Genomic DNA, 19,312 nt, shown 5'->3' on the forward strand with positions numbered 1-19,312 from the left:
GGTTCAACTAGCGGCCTGGATTATTAGCATGCGGCAAACGAGGTGTCCGGCTCTAAGCCGAGGCATTTTTGGAGATCGTTGCGCCGGTGTGCGCCATTTTGGTCTGGGCGGCCGTGCCGGAGCCGCTTGAGGGCTTGCCAAAGGGTTGATCTGGATAACCGTCAAAACTGCGGTTGCCCTTATTGTTCTGAGGCTGGGGATTTCAAAAAAGTCAAAGGATGATCGGCGGATACGTCAACGGCGGTCAGACCTGAAATGACTAGCCGAGGGAAACATGGCTCGGCGCTCGCGCGGTTCGTCGTCGCAGCACTTGCCGTCTTGGCGATCGCCGCAGTGGCACTGCTGTCAGCAAGCTTGCGGGCGTCACGTTGATGGTATTCGCCGCTGTCGTCCTCGCTGTCTTTCCAGACACACTCGCCCGCCCTATCCGCCGTACGCGTCTGGGGCATGAATGAGCTATGGTCGCAGCTATCCTCATGTTGGTCGAGGTGACCGTCGCCGTGCTGACGCTGTCCAGAAGTCGGATCGCGGGTGAGATCACAGGATCAAGGACAGCCAGGCGTGCGCTGTGCAAAGCGTGCGGCATTTCTTTGACCCATTGAGCATAGGTGGGGCAGGGGCCGCTGATCGCGCCAGAAATGACCAACCAAGGCGCTAACTGTCAGCCTATTGCCGGGTCGTCCTCACCATCGAGCAGTCATCCCCTAATTTCTTCACACTTCCCTCAGGGCAGCAGCTATCGCCGCAAAGCCGCTAGAAAGCACCCATGCTCCTGAGAATGTCTCGCCCAGAGGTCTAGCGTGATTGAGGAGCGGCACCTACGACACGCTTGAGTGTTATCAGGGCATGGCGCATCACACATTACCTTTCGGAGGGGCACCGGTCGCGATCGTGACGGGTGGGGAATCGGGGATCGGGCGTTCCGCCGCGATCAAGCTGGGTAAAGCGGCGATCCCTGTCGCGCTAACCTATTTCGCAGATGAGGCCCGAGCGAACGCAGTCGTGGCCGAAATCACCGATAGCGGCGGGAGGGCCGTGGCTGTACGAACCGATGTGGGCGATGAGCAGAGCGTCGAGGCACTCTTCGAGCTGGCAGAGGAGCGCTTCGGCACGGTCGACCTTCTCGTCAATTCGGCCGGGCTCAACATGACCGGCGTGATGCTGCGCGATATGGAGTTGGCCCAGTTCGATCGCCTGATGCGCGCCGATCTCTACGGTCCCTTCCTAACATGTCGGCGCATGGTGCGTTCGCTGGATAGCGCGAACCGAGGCGGTCGGATCGTCAACATATCCTCGATTCACGAAAGCGCACCTCGAGCAGGAGGGGTCGACTACGACGCCGCCAAGGGAGGCCTCGCTCAGCTGACAGCGACCCTCGCGCTGGAACTCGCGCCGAAGCATGTGGCCGTCAACGGGGTCGCGCCTGGCATGATACTGACCCCGATGAACCAGAGCGAGATCGATCATCCCGGCGAACTGACGCGCAAGGAAGCGGCAATCCCTTGGGGCCGAGCAGGAACGCCGGACGAAGTGGCCGATCTGATCCTGTTCCTGCTCTCAAGTGCCGCCGATTATATCACCGGCACCACTGTCACGATCGATGGCGCGCTGTCGCTGACCGTTGCGCAAGGAGCCTGACCGAGATGGCAGCCTATGTCGTCGAGGAATTGCAAACCGTCACGCTCGATATCGCGCGGCCCGACGGGCGTTTGACGCATCATGATCTGATGAGCCCCTATGTGTGGATGGAGGGCGAAACCTATCACTTGCTCGTCCGCGTCGTCCCAAATCCGTTGGGGCCGAGCGATCCGACCGGAGTTATCTGGGGCGGGAAATCGGACGATGGCCTCATTTTCCGGATGGAGGAGGCACCGGCGATCCTGCCCGGCCCTAATCCCGACGATGCCGGGGGATGCGAGGATCCGACCGTCGTGCTTGGTGAGGATGGTGCCTATCTCGTCTTTTACACCGGTGTCGACGCCGCCCGGTCGCAGGGCGCTCTGCTGCTGGCGAAGGGGCAGGACCTTACCAGCCTGCGCGAACAGCGGGTCATGCTCAAAGCGCCCGAAGGCGAAGGCAACATCAAAGAAGCGACACTCGCGCAAGGATCGGACGGGCGGTTCCGGCTCTTCTACGAATATGCCAGGGACAATGCTTCGCGGATCGGCATGGCGGAAGGGGCGACAGCCGAAGGTCCATGGACTGTGGTCGATGATCCATTCACGATCCGAGAGGACGGCTGGGACAATTGGCATCTGTCGACCGGACCGATCGTCCAGCAGCCGGGCTACGATCCGGTCATGTTTTACAACGGCGCGACGGTGGACGCGCGCTGGCGCATCGGCTGGATCAGCTTCGCGCCCGATTTCAGCCGCGTGACCGGGCGCGGCCTTGAACCGATCCTAATGCCTCCGCCCGCCAAGAGCCGGGATGCGGCCGACATAGCCTTTGCGGCGTCATGCATTGTGACTGGCAACACGATCTGGCTCTATTATTCGTTAGAGGACAAGATCCTTCGCCGTGCCCGGATTCACCGTTACACCGCGCGGTAGATCAGCCTAAACTCAAGCGACGGATGATCGGCAATCGTGGGGGGCGGCAGATTGATTGCAATAGACTGTGCCCGCGTGATGCATCGATCCAGATTTTGAACGGTGGCTTAGAAGCAGGCTGTTTCATCCTCGAACGGCTAGAATTGGTGAAGTGGCTGGCAGGCCGCGACTAGACCCGGTCGGTCTTAGCTCGCCTAGAAAATGGCCAATTTTTTCGTAATCTGCAGCTCCATCACTGGCCGGATGAGCGCGGTTCCCAAGACAGGTCAGAGCGGCGCTATAAGCTTTTCTGGGCCAGTCCTGTTTTTTCCGTAATCTACACCTTGTGGCCGCGAATACGTCTGGTAGCTTCATCGCCTCGATGGTTCTGAAAAAGATTTCCTGCGCCGCGCTGGCGGTATTGTATGCTTCGGCAGGGATACTCCATCTGGCAATCCCCACACCCTTCGTCGCAATCGTCCCAGGCTGGGTTCCCGTGCCCTCGGCGACGGTGATGTTGACTGGCATAGCGGAAATCGCGGGTGCTGCGGGTATCGCGCAGTCATGGTCGCCCCGGCTTCGCGCCGTCTCGGCATCGTGGCTGGCTGCTTATGCCTTGTGCGTATGGCCAGCGAATGTCCAGCATATGCTGCTTGATCTTGCTAAACCGGGCCAGGGGCTTGGACTCGTCTACCACATACCGCGACTTGCCTTGCAGCCGGTGCTGATCTGGTGGCCGATTTGGGCGTCAAACCTTACTAGCTGGCCGTTCCGGTCGCGTTGAACCCGGCTGTCCTGTTGCGGCGGGCTTTTTAGGCAGGCTGGAACGTCATTGTAGCACCCCAACAGCGGTGACGCATGGGGGTTGCCGAACGGGAACCGGCAAGCCCCATGCATCTGAGCGCTGATTCAGGGCATCAGCACGGTGTCGACCACATGGATCACACCGTTCGACTGCATGACATTGGCGATGGTGATCCGGGACTTTCCGCCCTTGGCGTCAGTCAGCCACCAAGCGCCTGCCTTGTCCTTCCAGGCGGTCAGCTTCTCGCCCTCGACCGTCGTCAGCATGGCCTTGCCGCCGTGGGCTTTGGCGTTGGATGCGATGTCGGCCGCAGTCATGCGGCCCGCGATTACATGGTAGGTCAGAACCTTCGTCAGCATAGCCTTGTTCTCGGGCTTCAGCAACGATTCAACGGTCCCCTTGGGCAGCTTGGCGAAAGCTGCGTTGGTGGGCGCGAAGACCGTGAACGGTCCGGGGCCCTTGAGCGTGTCGACCAGCCCGGCGGCCTTTACGGCGGCAACGAGCGTGGTGTGATCCTTGGAATTCACGGCGTTGTCGACGATGTCCTTGGTGGAATACATCGCGGCGCCGCCCACCATAGGATTGTCGGCGGCAATGGCCACGCCGCCGGTGACTAGCAGGGCGGCGACGAGGCCGGAGGCGATCTTGCGGGATAATGCTTGCATGTCAGGCATCCTCTTTCGCGCACTCCTTGGGTGGAATGCCTCGAAGGTACGGAGCGTACGGTGATCGGGATGCGGCAAAAATTCAGATTATCGAAATTTTTCCGCTCATCACCGGCAGACCGCTTGGCGCGGCGTGCGGCGCGGTCACGGGGTCCTCCATGGTGATGGCCAGTGTTGCATCCGAGGCGAGGAAGGGACGTAGCGCGGGATCGATGGTCATTTCGCCGCCCTCACGCACCATCAGGCCAAGCGAACGCGGGACGCCATCTTGCGGAATGATCCATAGCTCGGGGCTTTTGTCCGTGCCGGCCCCCGCGCTCGTCAAGGCCTGGGATCCGGCCCGCAGCACACCCCTGCGCGGGTCGTAGGTAATCGCAAGGCCCCGTGCTCCATCGGTGCCAACAAGCTGGGATACGGCCATCGGCGTGCGTTCGGGAGCCTCTACCAGGGGGAGCGTCAGGATCAGCGCAAGCGCCACCGCGATGGCGCCTGAAGCCAGCGCGCCTGCGCGCCAGGCACGCATTCGCTTCAGGCTTTCCGCTTGCGGTCCGTGACCGACCCGCGTCGCGACCGCATCCCACACGCGGGAGGATGGCAGAGCGGGCGGCAGCGTGTCGAGCAGCGGCGAAAGCTTTGTGCTCCATCCGTCGACCTCCCGGGCGAAGGCCGGGTCCGAGACGTACAGCCGCAAGGCCTGCGCACGCTCGGTGCCATCGAGCATGCCAAGTGCAAGTTCGGCCGCGAGAACGCTGCGATCGTGGTCGTCGGGCGTATCAATCATGGCCAAGGCAGTCCTTCAGGCGCAGCATGCCGCGCCGGATCCAGCTTTTGACGGTGCCCAGCGGCGTATCGCTGCGGTCCGCAAGTTCCTGATAAGTCAGCCCCTGCAGGAACGCGCTGCGGATCGCTCCCGACTGCTCACGCGGAAGTCCTTCGAGGCAGACGAGGAGCCTGTGCGTCTCCTGATCACCCTCCATCAACGTATCAGCCAGCGGCGCATCGTCGGCGATCCCGGCCATCGCGTCATCGGAAAGGGTGTCGTAGCGATGCTCGGCGCGGCGCCAGTCGACGGCGGCGTTGCGGGCGATCGCGGCAAGCCAGCTGACGGGGCTGGCGCGCGTATCATCGAACGAGGCCGCGCGCCTCCAGACCTTGACGTATACATCCTGGAGCACGTCCTCGGCTGCCTCCCTGTCAGCACAGATGCGCAGGCATATCCCGAAGAGCTTGGCTGAGGTAAGGTCATAGACCCGGCGCAATCCGGCAGCATCGCCATCGGCGGCCTGATGGATCGCAGATACCAGATGCGCTCGGTCTTGTCCCCGCGCTGCAGCGCTAGCTTCTTGCATTCGCCGGTACCGTTCTGTTTGGTTGCAGCATCAACGATCCTGCGATGAAATTGTGCCTACGCCCGTCGCGAGGACGCAATCCGGCAGCAGCCGAGGCGACTGCTGTCGGCGCCCACCCCGATGGACCCAGCAGTAGGGGACAGCAACTCGATCAATTGCCCCCTCCTCAGCTCATATGGGTGCCAGTCAGGTAAATGAGCCTACATCGCTACAATCCTGAATGTCCGGGGTCTGCATAAGCTGACCTTCGTGGACGCGCTTCCGTAGGCCCGTTCTGGCCCATAAAACTTCGTTCAGGTTCAGCTGCAATTTGGTGCACCGGCAGCTATCAGAAAACCGAGATCACGCGCTCCACGGCCACTTAGTCGGCGAGTTCAGCCATCGAAGACATCGCGGATCTTCATTGCCAGTGCATCCATGGCAAAGGGCTTCGTCATCATGTCCATGCCCTTGTCCAGAAATCCTGATCGCACTGCGGCATTCTGAGCGTACCCGGTAATGAAAAGCACTTTCAGCTCGGGCCTGGTCTGACGGGCGATTTCAGCGAGTTGGCGACCGTTTGTTCCGGGCAAGCCGACATCGGTGATGAGCAGATCGATATCTTTGTTCGATTGCAGGATGGGGAGCGCGCTCGCAGCGTAGAGCGCTTCGATGACGCTATAACCGATTTCGCCTAGCACTTCAGTGACGATGAGTCTGACTGACGGGTCATCTTCAACAACCAGCACCATCTCACCCTGACCGCCAACGGTTTTCGTCTTCGGGGCGTGAACAGGTTCGATGCCCTGGTGAGACCGAGGGATGAAGAATTTGACGGACGTCCCAACTCCCAGCTCGCTGTAGATGTGCACATGTCCGCCGGACTGCCTGGCAAACCCGTAGATCATCGACAGGCCAAGGCCGGTACCCTGGCCGACCGGCTTCGTGGTGAAGAAAGGCTTGAAAACCCTCTCGAGGGTAGAGGCCGACATGCCGATCCCGGTATCACTGACACTGAGAACCACGTAATCGCCCGGTGCCAGACCCGGATGGTCCATGGCGTAATGCTCGTCGAGGTGCACATTGTCCGTTTCCACGACGAGCCCGCCGCCGCAGGGCATTGCATCGCGAGCATCGATGCACAGGTTGAGCAAAGCCTTTTCCGCTGGTTCGCATGGGCGGACCACCTGCGGCCGTTTCACTCGTCTATTCAGTCGCCGATAACCCTCAGCGCCAGAGAAGGGCTGAGGTCCGAAGCGCTTGGCCAACTGACACAAACGTCTACAGAGTAAGCCCCATTCCCCTTTGGCATTCCTTCGATCGGAACGCCTAGATAATGCCATGTATCAGGCCTAGCGCCCTGGCCTCCTCAGCCTCGACATACCAATTTGTTACCGCACCCTCCCGCACCTGATCCAGTGTTACGCTCGAACCGCTGATGAGGTTGGCAAATCCTTCTTCCTGAATGGTTATCGAGGTCTGAATCTCGTTGATCGTCGCCTTCAGTTCGGTCAGGCATAGGGTGAGGGGACCCGCCAGATCGATGGTTTTAGAAAGCTGCCGCTCATGAACGAGCAGCCGTGCGCCTCTCGTGAGATAGCGATTTTCTCGAGCAAAGAAACTCATGAAGGTCGTGCCGGCGCTGTATATCGCCGCCTTACCTAGAAATACGAGCCGCCTGTTTGGCTGCAATTCGCTGTGAAAGCGAACATCCTCGCCCATCATGCGCGCCACTTCCGGGTCGCCGCCAAGCGTGGTGAGTTCAATTACCGTGGTACCTTCCTGCGGCGCGCTCAAAAACTGCGAGCGGAAGGAATGATACATGTTATAGTCGACCGCTCCGGCTAACAGGATCGGCGGATTGAGGAAGTCGGCTGCAGTTAAATCCATGGGAAAGGTGCTCCACGCCTTGAGAATGGAACCGAGAACGCGAATTTTTGCATCACCGTTTCATCGCTCAGCGAGTTTAACTGACCAGGCACCAATTTTTCAGCGACGCAAACATTCACAAATTTGCCTGCTGCTCCTCTGACAAGTTAGCATCTGGCGGATAATAGAGGGCGGCGCACTCCTCGCGCAGGCACCCCCCTACAATCTCGATATCGTCACGATAGGCGTCCTGTATGAAGTCGAGCGTGTTGATGTGCTTTGCCTCGAAATACATGGCATGCACGTCCTCGCGGCCAGCGCCATAAACCACCCGCCCAACTTTCGACCAGATGGAGGCCATGGTGCACATGCCGCAAGGCTGCAACGTGGAGTAAAGGGTAGCGCCGCGCAGTTCCATTTCGCCGGTGTCTTCGCAGGCCCTGCGGATCGCCATCATTTCGGCATGGGCAGTGGCATCCGGGAGTTCCTGGGTCTGGTTGCGCTCGCCGCCGATCATCTGACCATCAAGAACGATGACGCAGCCCAATGGCGAACTCGCTGGATCAGTGCCTTTCGCAGACGCGATTTCAAGCGCCGAACGCATCCACTTCTCGTCTTCATCTGTCAGCATTGGCCTTTCCTCTGCTATTTAACAACGGAACTGAGCGCATATTGGCGGCAATGCTCAAGATATCCGGCTTCATGTCTGCCTGCCAGCGCTACCACGCTTTCCCAAAGCCAGGACGGCGCATCGATGGTTGAACGCCGATCCCGGTCGAGCTTGTCCGCCCACTCTTCACGCGTCGACTGATCCATTTGGCGAGCATGAGCGCGACCGACCACGAACGCCAGGTAGCGAGCCGCGCGAGCCGCCTGCTTTTCGTTGAATTGATCGATTTCGATCTTGAGATCCTGGGGAGTGAGCTCGCGGATGAAAAACGATCGACGCATCATATGTACCGGGATCATTCTTTCACCGAGGTTGGGCGATAAGGCCCTAGCTGCCGCATAAACACGCTCGGCATTGTCTGGCGGCAAAGTTGCGTTCGGTGCTGCAGGCGCAAGCGGATTGGTCGCTTCCTTCAGGTCGATCAAAGCATAAGACGATCGGCCACCTTTGTCTTCAATGCCCACCAGCACGGCATACCGTGCCAGTCCGAGCGAGCTGCATCCCTTCATCCAATAGGCTGCGTCGATGAGATGGATGGCTTCAGCCTCTTCCTGATGATCGAACGCCAAGATGCGTTTCGCCAGATCGATGTCACTGAACAGGTCGGTAAGGCTAACCCGCTCGTCGTCGCTCAAGGCCCAGAACTTTCGGCCTAACGGGATTTTGGGCTCTACATCGTCCAGCCTTTCCCGCGCGAGGTGCCGCCAGCGCCGCCCCAAAGCGCGGCGGCGCACCGCGCGCACCGCTTCGGGTTCAATGCCAGGGTCACCGCTCGTCGGATCATTCATGGCAGCGGCATAGCCCTCCACCATTTCCTGGATCATGAGGGCAGTGGTAACACCCGGCAAATCTGACCCGCGCGCGGCCGTGGCCAGGGACAGGCCGAGCCGGATAAGATCGTGTGCCGGATTGCCGATCACAGCCTGATCCAGATCACGTATCTGAATTTCGACACGGCCCGCAGCGTTCGCGATCGGGCCGAGATTGCCGACATGGCAATCTCCGCAAATCCAAATCGGCGGCCCCGCAGGAACACGTCGAGCAGCCTGGGATTCCTCCAGCCACTCATAGAACTTGGCCGTATTGCCACGGACGTACGCATGCGCCGACCGGGCCATTTTAAGGGTGCGGGTGGCATTCAAAATTGTACTGCGGTCAGAAAATCGGACTTTAGCCATAGTGGACGGGCGCTCCTTCAGGAGAGGAAACCCGCCGCTAAGCAAAATGTAACGAAGCGTTGCTGTCTATATTTTTGCAAGATGGGTGCCCCACATCGCGTTCACGCGCTACCCCTCAGGAAAATTACATGACTGTGCTTGGGCACGTTGACCGTATCCTTCTCAAAAAGTGCCGAGGCGCTAAGGTAGACGCCCTTGTAAGCCATGGTTTTATCGGGCTGTTACACTTGATAATCCGCAAAAGCATAGGCCGACCAGTTGCGCTCCGGCCCGGCACCATCGACGCGGTCATAAAGTGTGGCGCTGTAGCTTGCGTCGGCTCGCAGCGAGTTCTGGGCTGCCGGATGAGGATGGACGCCGCAGGCCGACTTCCTGAATGAACAGCGCCTCGGCACCGGGGCGGGTCAACTTCAGGCCGGCGCCGGCGCTCGCGGCATCGGCGGACATGCCTCGTGGCAGGATGCAGCGCTGGATCGCCGACTTGGAGTACAAACCGCCGTTCGCGTTGACCTGCACATTGAAACTTCGGGCCAGGGCGGTGCCGCAAATCATGCCCGTCGACAATGGGATCGACCCCGCGACGCCGCTGGCGAGAATGGCATTGCCGCCAGCGAAAATCCCTGCGAAATCGGAGAGGTTCTGGTTGTACGCAGCCTTCACTTCGATAGTGCGATGAAGGAAACTGCTGAACACCGTGAGGTCGGAGGAACGGGCTCCCGAGGGCCCCAGCTGTCAGCGATGCTGAAAAGTCCGCCAACATTGATCTGGGTGATGTCCTCGCCTGTTTCACCGACTTTCCAGCTTAGCAGCAAGGATGCTGAGATCCGCCAGCTAAAGCGGGAATTGGCCAAGGTGGCTGAGGAGCGCGATACCCTAAAAAACGGTCACTGGTTTGGCCCGCCTGTGCGCGCAGAAACGGACTGTGCTATATTGTCCGGCGGGATGGTCACAGCCGTTTAATTCTCTAACAGATGAGCAAAAAGGTTAACCTTGATCATTGTTCACCGAGGCATTTTGAGGCACGAAATCGCTGCGACCCGGGGGACGAGCTTCTTGCGAGCCCTTTTTATACAACTGACCCGGCCCCGTATATCGCACGGCCGGATCGTTTTTTGCCTGGTGGCTTTCCGCAAGATCGTGGAAAAATCGATCGCCTCTTTCGCGAAATCCCATTTCACATAGCCGGGGAAAGTATCTAGGGAGGGGCTCCAATTCCCGTCGGGTCGCACCAAGGGACGCCGGTGAGTGTCAGAGCACACCACCGGCGAAGTCCCCGGCGACAAGGGCGCAGCCTGCGGTATGATTGGCTCAATCCTCTGGTTCCGCAGCGATCCGAGAGCCTTCATCTCGGCTGCTATCACCTATGGATGGCTCTTCGCGTTATCCCGAGAACTCCTCATAAGACCACGACTGGTTCCAAGGTAAAAGCGCCGCAGTTCAAGGAGACGCCGTTTTGGTAGACCTTGAAGTTCGGGAAGCCGGCCTATCTATAAGGAATGAGCCTATCGATTTTCCCAGCAATCAAATTTGCCGCGGTTTACTGCGGTCGGTGACTTGCACTCGCGTGGCAACCTCGGCAGTTTAAAAAAAAGAGGCCAGCATTCCTACCAATCGCCCCCCGTGGTGAACGTCGGTCTTTCGGCCCGGGGATTAGGACCACTTGTCAAGCGCTTGCGTACCCGCCCGATTTTCTGAGCCGTCCAGCAAAGATACATTCGATGGAACTTCGCCTACCGAAGCTCCGGTAGGCGCAGGCTTATCTTAGCGGTATCTTTGAGACGTTTCCAAGTTGCGAGTACACAGTAGAGGGGGACGATGAGGATCGCTTGAGATAGCGGTTAAAGCCAGCACTTTGAGCGTTTTCCAGGAAGGCGGGATCACCTGATGATTAGGAAAACGAGTAAACCAAATATAGAGCACTAGAGCTGACGCGGTCAGACCGAAACCCGCTCTAGACCGACTGAACCCGAGCCCTAGCCGGCCGTCCTCTTGATGCTGTGGTCCCGCCCCGGAGACATCGACTGGACATCGCGGTCCTTGCCGGCACAAGATGACTGTCGATCTCGTCGGATTTCCGGCCAGGAACACACTCGGCAACGCGGACACCACTTGTTCATAACGGCTCCGAGCCCAATGAAGATCAGAAGGTGCACACGTGCGGAACGGCACCGGAGCGTCAAGGCGGCAGCCGGGCGGTCGGACGCCCCGGCGACCACCGCTTTTCAGGCAATGCCGGCACCGCCCGTGACGCCGTACACCTCTCCAGTTATATAGCTCCCTTCCTGAGAGGCGAGCAGCACGTAAATCGGCGAAATTTCTACGGGCTGCCCGGGCCGGCCGAACTGACTTTGCTGTCCGAACTTAGCGACCTTTTCCTGAGGCTGCCCGCCACTCGGCTGAAGCGCGGTCCAAAATGGGCCAGGCGCCACGACATTTGCACGAATGCCCTTTTTGATCAGCTGTTTGGCCAAGGCCTTGGTGTAGGCGACGATGCCTGCTTTGGTTGTCGCGTAATCCAGGAGGATGTCCGAAGGCTCGTAAGCCTGGACCGAGGCGGTGGTGATGACCGATGCTCCTGCTGGTAGGTGCGGCACTGCGGCCTGCGCGATCCAGTGAAGTGCATAAAGGTTTGTTTTAAGCGTCTTGTCAAAGTCTTCGGAGCTCACCGCACCGATGTCTTCGCGGAACTGCTGTCGGCCTGCGTTGATCACGAGGATATCTAGGCCACCAAGTCCGCGTACAGCATCTTCGACAAGCTGCCTGCTCCAAGCTTCATCGGTGATGTCGCCGGGCAGCGCGACGGCCTTACGGCCTTCCGCCTCGATATAGGAAATCACTTCCTGCGCATCTGCTTCTTCGCTTGGCAAGTAGGAGATCGCGACATCGGCGCCCTCGCGCGCATAAGCAATGGCCGCCGCGCGCCCGATACCGGAATCACCGCCGGTGATCAACGCCTTGCGTCCGATGAGCTTTCCTGCACCGACGTAGCTCTCTTCCCCATGATCCGGCTTGGGATCCATTTCTGCGGCGCGGCCGGGGACCGGCTGCGGTTGTTCAGGAAACGGAGGCTGCGGATATTGCGAGCGGGGATCTTGAAGTGCGAGGCGGTCAGCCATGATTGCTCCTCCTTGTTTGATTGTTGGCTCTTGCAAAAGCGGGCATGCGAAAAAATTAAGGACGTAGCGGCGGTTCGGTTCCAGGCCGACCGCAGTGATTTGATGCAGGGGATGATTCCGAGCTCGATCAGGACGGAGCGAAGTTCTTTAAAGCAGCGGATCGCAGCCCATGAAAGGCCCATGAAAGGCCCAGTCATCCCTGTTCCTGTAAGACAAAGCGGTGCGGTGCTGGCCGCGATGAAGCAAAGCGAGCGAAAGCCCTGGATCACTAATCAGCATCGAAGGTAGTGAGTGATAGGAACCCCTTCAGCCCCATGTCCGCTCAGGTAGCAGACTGCAAACGCCTCATTACCGCCTTCAAAAAGGTAAAACGCGAGAAAATCCTCTTATGCATTAATGAATATTGCCCAACCTGCGAGAATGTCACGGATACAGGGAAGATTCCGTAAGTCGTAACAAGGCCGAATTTTGTATCGGAGGTCAGGAAGCGATCGTAAAAGCTGTTGCTTTACAAATTTGAGCGTTATGCATCATGTTCATCGCCGTATATTGGTATTATGCTAGGGCCGATTCGGAATAATCCTAGTGGATTGATTCCAACACTTGGTGCCCGCGCCGTACAGCGGCTATAATTTCGTCCGGATCCGCCTTCCAGATGAAGGGTCGGGGATCTTCGTTATGCTCTTTGATAAAGCGGTTGATGGCTGCCTGCAGATCTACGACGGAATGAAAGACGCCGTTTTTCAGCCGCCGCCGTGTGAGCTTGGCGAAGAAGCCCTCGACGGCATTGAGCCATGAGCACGACGTCGGGACGAAGTGGAAGGTCCAACGCGGATGTCTGACCAACCAGGCGCGGACCTTGGGCTGCTTGTGGGTCGCATAATTGTCGAGGATGACGTGGATGGCCTTGTCAGCGGGCATCTGGGCTTCGATCGTGTTCAGGAACCGGATGAACTCCTGATGCCGGTGCCGTTGCATGTTGCGGCCGATCACCGAGCCATCCAGGACATTGAGCGCGGCGAACAGGGTCGTCGTCCCGTTGCGCTTGTAGTCGTGTGTCATGGTCGCGCCGCGACCGCGCTTCAGCGGCAAGCCCGGTTGGGTCCGGTCGAGCGCCTGGATCTGGCTCTTTTCATCGACTGACAGCACGATCGCGTGCGCAGGCGGTGAGACGTAAAGCCCGACGACATCGTGAAGCTTCTCGGCAAAAGCCTTGTCGTTCGACAGCTTGAAGCTGCGCCAACGATGGGGCGCCAGACCGTGGTCGTGCCAGATTTTCACGACCGATGACGCCGCGATACCAACGGCTTTAGCCATCGCGCGCACCGTCCAATGGGTAGCCTCGTGGCCGGGCGTCTCCAGCGTCAGCTTCACGACCTTGTCAACCAAAGCAGCCTCGAGAGGCGCAATCCCCGGTGGGCGGGTCTTGTCGCGCAGTAACCCATCTACGCCTTCGGCCATGAACCTTTCCTGCCAGCGCCATACGCACGTCTTGGATTTGCCCGTCGCCATCATGATCGCCTGGGTGCCCAGGCCCCGAGCCGTCAGGAGAATGATGCGTGCCCGCCAAACATGCTTCTGCGGCGAACCCCGCGCCGCAACAATCGCCTCAAGCCGCTTCGTGTCCCGTGCAGTGATCTCGATCTCGATACCCGTTCGCATGCTGCATCCTTGCATGGCACCGAAAGCATGGGAATCCCTCAAGCGGACTCATTCGTTCCGATCAATCCACTAGCCAGCGGCAATTTCGTCGAACACCCGGTTCACAATGGCCACGCGCGAGTCGTCGTTGACGTCAACCGAGACCGATATCGGATCGGACAGCGGTGCGTCGGTGCGCTGCGGTTCCAGATGCGTTGCGGTATCGCCGCCACTGGGCGTATTACCCGCGCTGTTTTCATTGCCTGCCGACGAGATAAACACATCGGTTCGTTCAAAGCCGTGTTCCTGGACCAATCGTTCAACAGCCAGTTCCGCTTCGCGTCGACTGGAGAATGTGCGCTCTATCGTGGAGTTCATGTCTCTATCCTTTGGTTAGCAAAGTTCGGCGCGGGCATTTCCTTATCGCGGTCCGTCATCGTTGGCCGAGCCGGGTTCCGCCATCTTCCGGTGCTGCTCTGCGAGAACTGCGGCCGGCGTCACGTGCGCCATTGCCGCCTGGATCTTGTTCTTCCATCCCGAGACGATATGCGCATCGCCGTTCATCATCGCGTTCCATCCGTCGCGGGCGACGTCGGCTGGATCGCTCTTGCTCTCTGACGCGCCCACACTCGTGTCGAGCATGTCGGCGCGATCGAAGAACTCGGTTTCGACTGGGCCGGGCATCAGGGTGGTGATCGTCACACCTTTCACCTCCTTGATCTCGTTGCGCAGCGCGTCGGCGAAGCTGTCCACAAACGCTTTTGTGCCGTTGTAAACTGCCTGGAAACTGCCCGGGATGAAGCCGGCGATGGACCCGGTGATCAGCACCTTGCCATCGCCTCGCCCCACCATACCCTTGAGCACTTGCTGAAGCAGATAGAGAGTGCCGGTAATGTTGGTATCTACCACTCGGCGCCAGTCGGCGACATTCTGGTCCAGGAAACCATGCCCCAGGCCCCGGCCCGCATTTGCGCAAAGAAGATCGATACGGCGACCCCCGGCGGCGGCAAGCAGGGCATCGACGCCTTCCAGGGTCGACAGGTCGGCCTGGACCGCGGCTACCGAGACTCCGTGTAGGCGAAAGTCCTGGGCGGCCGCTTCGATCAGCCCTTCGTCGGCAACGACCAGCAGGTCATAGCCGTTCTCTGCGGCAATGCTTGCCAGTTCGAAGCCGATGCCCGTGGAGGCACCGGTGATGATTGCGAATTTGTCTGCCATGCTGCTTGTCCTATTCGGCCGCGACGGCGGTTTCGGTGAAGCCAGGCTTGAGTACGACCTTGGTGACTTCGTTCTGGTTGTCGTGGAACATTTTGTAGCCCTTGGGGGCATCCTCCAGGCTCATGCGGTGCGAAATGAGGAAAGTTGTGTCGATCTTGCCCTCGACGATCGCGTTGAGCAGGCCCGGCATGTAATGCTGGACGCTGGTCTGCCCGGTCTTCAGGGTCAGGCCTTTTTCCATGAAGGCGCCGAGGGGGAACTTGTCGACGATGCCGCCGTAGACCGCCGGCATCGAGACGCGGCCGCCCTTGCGGCAGGCGACGATGGCCTGGCGGATCGAGTGGATACGGTCGGTGCCCAGGAACAGCGAAGCCTTGACCTGGTCGACCACGTTATCGACGAAGAAGCCATGCGCCTCTAGCCCCACCGCGTCGATCACCGCGTCCGGCCCGATGCCGCCTGTCATTTCCATCAGCGCCTCGTACGTCTTCGATTCCTCGAAGTTGATGGTCTGCGCGCCGAATTTTCGCGCCAGTTCCAGGCGGCGGGGGAAATGGTCGATGGCGATCACCCGCGCCGCCCCCATCAGAAACGCCGACTGAACCGCAAACAGCCCGACCGGACCGCAGCCCCACACAGCGACGGTGTCGCCTGGCTCGATGTCGGCGTTTTCGGCGGCCTGCCAGCCAGTGGGCAGGATGTCGGAAAGGAACAGAACCTCGTCATCGTCCAGCCCTTCGGGCACGACGATCGGACCGACGTCTGAGAACGGTACGCGCACGTATTCCGCCTGGCCCCCCGCGTAGCCGCCGGTAAGGTGGCTGTAGCCGAACAGACCTGACATCGGCTGCCCGTACAGCTCCATGCCGATGTCCTGGTTGTCGGCCGGGTTGCCGTTGTCACAGGCGGAATACTGGTGTTTGCCGCAGTGGTAGCAGCTGCCGCAGGCGATGGTGAAGGGAACGACAACGCGCTGGCCCTTGACCAGCGTGGATCCGGGGCCCGTCTCCACGACTTCGCCCATGAACTCGTGGCCAAGGATGTCGCCGGCCTTCATCGTGGGAATGTAGCCGTCGTATAGGTGCAGATCGGAGCCGCAGATCGCGGTCGAGGTGATCTTGATGATCGCATCGCGCGGATTGAGGATTTCGGGATCGTCGACCGTGTCGACGCGGACGTCATGCTTGCCGTGCCAGGTGAGTGCGCGCATCAGGCCTTCTCCTCTTCGAGCTGCGCGCGGGTGCGCGACGAGGTGGCGACTTCGCCGGTTTCCATCAGTTGTTTGAAGCGCCGCAGGTCGCGCCGCGCCTGGATGGCGGGTTCGCGCTGAAACATTTTGGCGATGAGCTTGCCCAAGACCCCGGCTGGCGGGTCGTAGACGATCGTCGCGGTGACGATCGTGCCGCGAGTCCCGGCATCGCGGAATTCGATGCGGCCGCTGTTGGGGACGTCGGCATCCCCGGACGAGGCCCAGGCGATGAGTTCCCCGTCCCTTTCCTCGGTAATGCGGGCGTCCCATTCGACGGTCTTGCCGCCGGGGGCCTTCACCACCCAATGGGACAGTTCACGCGAAGGCACGTCTACCCGCACAACATTTTCCATGAAAGTGGGAAGCCGCGCGAAGTCGCGCCAGTATTCGTACAGTTCTGCGCGGGGCCGGTTAATCGTCACTGTCCGCCCGATCAATGTGTCGCCTCGCGTTTCCGGAAACGCCTGGAGTGCGCTATCGCGCGTCGTTTGGGATTTGGATGTCGTGGGCGGAGCGTCGTCATTCAGGCGTGCCATTCCTGCTCTCCATCTGCTTGGATATGCCGCCCGTCCATGGAATAGGGCGGCTTTCAAAAATGAAACGACGGCAATGCGCATAAAGACCCTGGAATGCGGCTGGGTAATCTCGTCAGGGAAACGTTCTGTCGCAACGGTCGGTCAGGTCGCGAGGGTATCGAGAATGCTCTCGATCCGCGCGATGCGCTCGTCGTCGCAGGCAAGGGGCTGGGACAGGATCCAGCGCCCGTTCTTTTCGATAAAACCCGCCGCCCCGACCTCGATCGTGCATTCGGGGCGCAGCGTGAAGGCTATCGCCGCCGGGCCTGCATCGATGCGCGCGATCAGCAATGCCCGCGCGGCAAGACGGATGCGGGCATGGGCCAGCAGCCGTTCCGCTTCGGCTGGGAGCGATCCGAAGCGATCCAGCAACTCGGCCTCGAAAGTATCGAGCGCATCGTCGGTCTCGATGCGCGCCAACCGGACATAGAGAGACAGTCGCACGTCCGCCCCCGGTATCCAGTTCTCAGGAACGGCGCCGGTCGCACCCAGGTTGAGTTCGGGGCTCCATCGCTCGGCATTCTCGCCGCGGGCGGCCTGCAGCGCGATGCGCAGCAGGTGCTGGTAAAGATCGACGCCGATCAGCTTCATGTGCCCGGCCTGGTCCTCGCCCACGAGATCGCCCGCGCCCCGCATGTCCAGGTCCTGGCCGCTGATCGCGAACCCGGCGCCCAGCCGGTCGAAGGTGGCGAGCGTGCGCAGGCGCTTGAGCGTGCGCGCGCCGATCGCGTTCTTGCTTTCGATCAGCAGGATGACTTGCCCGCGCCGATTGCCGCGCCCGACACGGCCGCGCAGCTGGTGCAGTTGTGCCAGCCCGAAGCGATCCGCGCGCCAGACGATCATGGTGTTTGCGCGCGGTACGTCGAGGCCGGCTTCGATGATGTTGGTCGCCAGCAGGATATCCCCCCGCCCATTGCCAAACCCAACCATTACCTCGTCGATTTCGCCGGGCGACATCTTCCCGTGCGCCTGGACCAGGGTCAGATCGGGGGCAGCACGTCGTATCTTCTCGGCGACCTTCGCCATGTCCTCTATACGCGGCACGACCACGAAGCTCTGGCCTCCCCGGGCCTTTTCACGGGTGAGCGCGGTGCGGATCAGTACATCGTCGTACTCGCCGATGCTGGTGCGGATAGGCTGCCGCTGGGCCGGAGGCGTGGCAATGACCGACATCTGCTGAAGGCCCACGAGCGCCGCCTGCAAGGTGCGCGGGATCGGCGTCGCGCTGAGGTTCAGGATATGGACGGTCCCCAAGCCGCGCAGACGGGCCTTGTCGGCGGCACCGAAGCGTTGTTCTTCGTCGATTATCACCAGCCCCGGCCTGGCGTAGCTCACGCCTTTCGCCATCACCGCTCCGGTACCCACGACGATATCGATCGACCCATCGGCAAGCCCGGCCTTTGCGGCCTTCCTTTCCGCAGCGGTACTGAGCCGCGACAGGCCGACGATCTCGATCTTCGTCCCCTCGAAGCGACGGCGGAACGTTTCGAGATGCTGCCGCACGAGCACGGTGGTTGGTGCGGCAACCACGACCTGGAAGCCGGCCAGCGCGGCCAGTGCGGCGGCCCGCAGAGCGACTTCCGTCTTGCCGTAGCCCACGTCGCCGATGATCAGCCGGTCCATCGGTCGGCCGCTCGACAGATCGTCTCGGACGGCTGCGATGGCCCGGGCCTGGTCGGCCGTCTCGTTGAAGGGGAACCCGCCGGCGAAACGTTCGTAAGCGGCGGGGTCGGGTTCCATGACCGGCGCCGTCAGCGTCTCGCGCTCGCGCGCAAGCGTTGTCAGAGCCTTTGCGCTCTCCTCGATCGCGGCGTTTACCGTCGCACGGCGTTTTTGCCAGGACGAACCATCCAGCTTGTCGAAAGTCACGGCGTCGCCGTCGGCACCGTAGCGCCAGATACGGTCAGCCTCGTCGACGGATATCAGACGCCGGGCACCGCCCGCATATTCCAGCACGATTCTTTCGGTCGAAGGCTGGTCGCCGCTATCGCTGTCAGCCGGCGAAGATTCCAGCCCCTGGACGCGTGCGACGCCGTGGTCTTCGTGGATCACCACGTCGCCGCTGCGCACGTCGATGCCGATGTGCCAAGGGTTCGTGCTGGCCGCGCTGCCATCGCCGATCAACGCGCGACTGCCCATGAGGTCGGCCGCCGCGATGAACACTATGCGCTCGTCGACGTATCCGGCGTCGACCGGAGCCATCAGGCTGCCCCCGCAGCCGGCGGGCAATTCATCCAGGTCCGACCAGGCTTTGAGCTCCACGATTTCCAGCGCCAGGCGCCGGGCGATCCTGCCCCGCAGGAAGCGCAGGTCTCGGGCGTTGCCGGCCAGTACGAACTTGCGTCCGGCTGCCAGAAGCGGCTTTGCGAAGCGAGCCATGGCAGCGAGCGGCGAGCGCTCGTCGGCAAAGCGCGGGACTGCCGTGAAGTCCGCGTCGAACGGCGGCGGCGCCCAGGCCTTGCCCGCC

18 protein-coding genes are annotated in these 19,312 nt (G+C 60.6%); 3 read left to right on the forward strand and 15 right to left on the reverse strand.

From position 1 onward, the window contains the following. Window positions 1–846: 846 nt before the first annotated feature. The 3 genes from ACI3K3_RS20060 (at window position 847) to ACI3K3_RS20070 (ending at window position 3,315) form a co-directional block, all read left to right on the forward strand. Window positions 847–1,638, forward strand: coding sequence for an SDR family NAD(P)-dependent oxidoreductase (locus ACI3K3_RS20060; protein ID WP_404916899.1), 792 nt, complete (start codon window positions 847–849; stop codon window positions 1,636–1,638). Window positions 1,639–1,643: 5 nt separating this feature from the next. After that, window positions 1,644–2,552 (forward strand): glycosidase, encoded by a 909-nt coding sequence (locus tag ACI3K3_RS20065; RefSeq protein ID WP_404916901.1) that lies wholly within the window; start codon window positions 1,644–1,646, stop codon window positions 2,550–2,552. Between the two features lie 361 nt (window positions 2,553–2,913). Next, window positions 2,914–3,315, forward strand: a complete 402-nt coding sequence (locus ACI3K3_RS20070) for a DoxX family protein (RefSeq protein ID WP_404916933.1) — start codon at window positions 2,914–2,916, stop codon at window positions 3,313–3,315. A gap of 125 nt (window positions 3,316–3,440) precedes the next feature. On the opposite strand, the gene ACI3K3_RS20075 is transcribed toward ACI3K3_RS20070, so the two are convergent. The 15 genes from ACI3K3_RS20075 to ACI3K3_RS20145 form a co-directional block, all read right to left on the reverse strand. Beyond that, on the reverse strand, window positions 3,441–4,001 hold the full coding sequence (locus tag ACI3K3_RS20075; RefSeq protein WP_404916903.1) for a fasciclin domain-containing protein: 561 nt from the start codon (window positions 3,999–4,001) through the stop codon (window positions 3,441–3,443). 82 nt (window positions 4,002–4,083) lie between these two features. Beyond that, entirely contained in the window at window positions 4,084–4,782 is a 699-nt protein-coding gene (locus ACI3K3_RS20080; RefSeq protein WP_404916905.1) for an anti-sigma factor domain-containing protein, read from the reverse strand. Next, window positions 4,775–5,350 (reverse strand): sigma-70 family RNA polymerase sigma factor, encoded by a 576-nt coding sequence (locus ACI3K3_RS20085; RefSeq protein ID WP_404916907.1) that lies wholly within the window; start codon window positions 5,348–5,350, stop codon window positions 4,775–4,777. The genes ACI3K3_RS20080 and ACI3K3_RS20085 overlap by 8 nt, the downstream gene beginning before the upstream one ends. Window positions 5,351–5,724: 374 nt before the next feature. Then, complete coding sequence (locus tag ACI3K3_RS20090; RefSeq protein WP_404916909.1) at window positions 5,725–6,531, reverse strand: response regulator; 807 nt, start codon at window positions 6,529–6,531, stop codon at window positions 5,725–5,727. Between the two features lie 127 nt (window positions 6,532–6,658). Continuing rightward, entirely contained in the window at window positions 6,659–7,219 is a 561-nt protein-coding gene (locus ACI3K3_RS20095; protein ID WP_404916911.1) for a peptidase S14, read from the reverse strand. Window positions 7,220–7,334: 115 nt separating this feature from the next. Continuing rightward, window positions 7,335–7,829, reverse strand: coding sequence for a nucleoside deaminase (locus ACI3K3_RS20100; RefSeq protein WP_404916913.1), 495 nt, complete (start codon window positions 7,827–7,829; stop codon window positions 7,335–7,337). A gap of 14 nt (window positions 7,830–7,843) precedes the next feature. Beyond that, the gene (locus tag ACI3K3_RS20105) at window positions 7,844–9,046 is read right to left on the reverse strand and encodes a DUF2252 family protein (protein WP_404916915.1); all 1,203 of its coding nucleotides are present in this window, start codon (window positions 9,044–9,046) and stop codon (window positions 7,844–7,846) included. Window positions 9,047–9,334: 288 nt separating this feature from the next. Then, complete coding sequence (locus ACI3K3_RS20110) at window positions 9,335–9,739, reverse strand: hypothetical protein (protein ID WP_404916917.1); 405 nt, start codon at window positions 9,737–9,739, stop codon at window positions 9,335–9,337. Window positions 9,740–11,268: 1,529 nt separating this feature from the next. Continuing rightward, complete coding sequence (locus ACI3K3_RS20115) at window positions 11,269–12,162, reverse strand: SDR family oxidoreductase (protein ID WP_404916919.1); 894 nt, start codon at window positions 12,160–12,162, stop codon at window positions 11,269–11,271. 582 nt (window positions 12,163–12,744) lie between these two features. Then, a complete protein-coding gene (locus tag ACI3K3_RS20120; RefSeq protein ID WP_404916921.1) occupies window positions 12,745–13,824 on the reverse strand; it encodes an IS630 family transposase in 1,080 nt (359 codons plus the stop codon). A 69-nt stretch (window positions 13,825–13,893) separates the two neighbouring features. After that, the gene (locus tag ACI3K3_RS20125) at window positions 13,894–14,181 is read right to left on the reverse strand and encodes a hypothetical protein (RefSeq protein WP_404916923.1); all 288 of its coding nucleotides are present in this window, start codon (window positions 14,179–14,181) and stop codon (window positions 13,894–13,896) included. A gap of 42 nt (window positions 14,182–14,223) precedes the next feature. Continuing rightward, window positions 14,224–15,021 (reverse strand): SDR family NAD(P)-dependent oxidoreductase, encoded by a 798-nt coding sequence (locus ACI3K3_RS20130; RefSeq protein WP_404916925.1) that lies wholly within the window; start codon window positions 15,019–15,021, stop codon window positions 14,224–14,226. Window positions 15,022–15,031: 10 nt separating this feature from the next. Then, window positions 15,032–16,231 carry a zinc-dependent alcohol dehydrogenase gene (locus ACI3K3_RS20135; RefSeq protein ID WP_404916927.1) on the reverse strand — a complete coding sequence of 400 codons (1,200 nt, stop codon included), beginning with the start codon at window positions 16,229–16,231 and terminating at the stop codon, window positions 15,032–15,034. Beyond that, window positions 16,231–16,806, reverse strand: coding sequence for an SRPBCC family protein (locus tag ACI3K3_RS20140; protein WP_404916929.1), 576 nt, complete (start codon window positions 16,804–16,806; stop codon window positions 16,231–16,233). The genes ACI3K3_RS20135 and ACI3K3_RS20140 overlap by 1 nt, the downstream gene beginning before the upstream one ends. 141 nt (window positions 16,807–16,947) lie before the next feature. Next, a partial coding sequence (locus tag ACI3K3_RS20145; RefSeq protein WP_404916931.1) for a helicase-related protein occupies window positions 16,948–19,312 on the reverse strand: 2,365 nt, incomplete at its 5' end.

Origin of the sequence: Novosphingobium sp. ZW T3_23 (genome assembly GCF_044987305.1) — a bacterium.
Classification (GTDB): domain Bacteria; phylum Pseudomonadota; class Alphaproteobacteria; order Sphingomonadales; family Sphingomonadaceae; genus Novosphingobium.